Origin of the sequence: Halioglobus sp. HI00S01 (genome assembly GCF_001635445.1) — a bacterium.
Classification (GTDB): domain Bacteria; phylum Pseudomonadota; class Gammaproteobacteria; order Pseudomonadales; family Halieaceae; genus Halioglobus; species Halioglobus japonicus.
This window is the reverse complement of sequence record NZ_LWEE01000339.1, coordinates 1-531: the sequence shown is the minus strand read 5'-3', so window position 1 is coordinate 531 and position 531 is coordinate 1. Positions and strand designations below refer to the sequence as shown.

Genomic DNA, 531 nt, shown 5'->3' with positions numbered 1-531 from the left:
TTCGTGCAGATTTTCGGTCTGTATGTCGACTTACCGTCTAACAGCCAAATTGTTTGGGTGTTATATGGTCAAGCCTCACGGGCAATTAGTATTGGTTAGCTCAACGCCTCACAGCGCTTACACACCCAACCTATCAACGTCGTAGTCTTCGACGGCCCTTCAGGGGGCTCAAGGCTCCAGTGAGATCTCATCTTGAGGCAAGTTTCCCGCTTAGATGCTTTCAGCGGTTATCTCTTCCGAACATAGCTACCCGGCAATGCCACTGGCGTGACAACCGGAACACCAGAGGTTCGTCCACTCCGGTCCTCTCGTACTAGGAGCAGCCCCTCTCAAATCTCNAACGNCCACGGCAGATAGGGACCGAACTGTCTCACGACGTTCTAAACCCAGCTCGCGTACCACTTTAAATGGCGAACAGCCATACCCTTGGGACCGGCTTCAGCCCCAGGATGTGATGAGCCGACATCGAGGTGCCAAACACCGCCGTCGATGTGAACTCTTGGGCGGTATCAGCCTGTTATCCCCGGAGTA

At 53.9% G+C, this 531-nt stretch carries 1 rRNA gene; it reads right to left on the bottom strand.

The features are described from left to right. Positions 1-64: 64 nt before the first annotated feature. Positions 65-531: ribosomal RNA gene (locus A3709_RS20860) — 23S ribosomal RNA — on the bottom strand; the annotation flags it as partial.